We start from the raw sequence: 987 nt of genomic DNA, 5'->3' as shown, positions 1-987 counted from the left end.
CGGTGGCGCTGGTCGGCCCGCTCTTGGCTATCGTCAGGTCCGGCGCGTTGATGACGGTGTCCACCGGCGTGCTGTCACAGCCGCTGGTGCAGTCCGGATCGCCCCCGCCGCTGACGCTGGCGGTGTTGCTCACGGTGGTGCCGCTCACGCTCGCCTCGGGCGTGACGTTGATGGTGAAGCTCGCCGTGGCTCCGGCCGCCAGTCCGGCTGCAATGTCGCAGCTGACGTCCTGGCCCGAGATCGTGCAGCCTGCTGCGCTGTTGATCGTCAGCCCTGCCGGCACGCTGTCGCTCACCGTCGCCGTCGCCGTCGTCGCCGCCGTGCCACTGTTGGTCACGGTGATGGTGTAGTCGTAGGCCTGGCCCACGGTGGCGCTGGTCGGCCCGCTCTTGGCTATCGTCAGGTCCGGCAAAAGAGCAACCGTAGCCGTGGCGCTATTGTTAGTGAGATCTGAATCCACCTGACCCGAAGCCGGCTGTATTACCGCCGTATTGGTAATCCCAACCGCAGCGCCCGAGACTTGCGAAATTGCGACAGGTATCACACCCGCCCAAAGCAGCATCGCCACGGCACACGCCCGGCCACGGCAAGCCATGCCATCAAAGAAGGTCGATAAGGTCACACACACCCCCAACAACTGTCGCTCAACTGAAAATGGCAGCCAACAAGCCCACCACTCCCATACAACAATCACACCAAAATCGGTGAACGCTCTCACTCGCGCAAGGCCACTCTTGAGCCACTTCTTTAAGGACCCGAAAGGATTGACGCATCAAACCTGCCCGTTTGCTACAACTTACATCCCATGTTCCATAATTTTATAATTAGTTACAATTTATTGACATTTCACTCGCAAATATCACTTATTATAACTGGCCCATTACATTTATTGAAGGAAAAGAAAGGGAACTTTTTTCCTGTCGCCGTGTTACCTGAACGGCGCTGTTGCGCAATTGCCCCACTGAGCGCAGCTACCCCTTTCCCCAG

General features: G+C 58.4%; 1 protein-coding gene. It reads right to left on the bottom strand.

Annotated elements, in window-relative coordinates; genetic code table 11:
* A partial coding sequence (locus AAV94_RS14510; protein ID WP_197407969.1) for an isopeptide-forming domain-containing fimbrial protein occupies positions 1–412 on the bottom strand: 412 nt, incomplete at its 3' end.
* Between the last annotated feature and the right edge of the window lie 575 nt (positions 413–987).

This window comes from Lampropedia cohaerens, from assembly GCF_001005215.1.
GTDB lineage: Bacteria > Pseudomonadota > Gammaproteobacteria > Burkholderiales > Burkholderiaceae_C > Lampropedia > Lampropedia cohaerens.
Note: the sequence above shows the minus strand (reverse complement) of the source record. Positions and strands in the feature narration are given on the sequence as shown.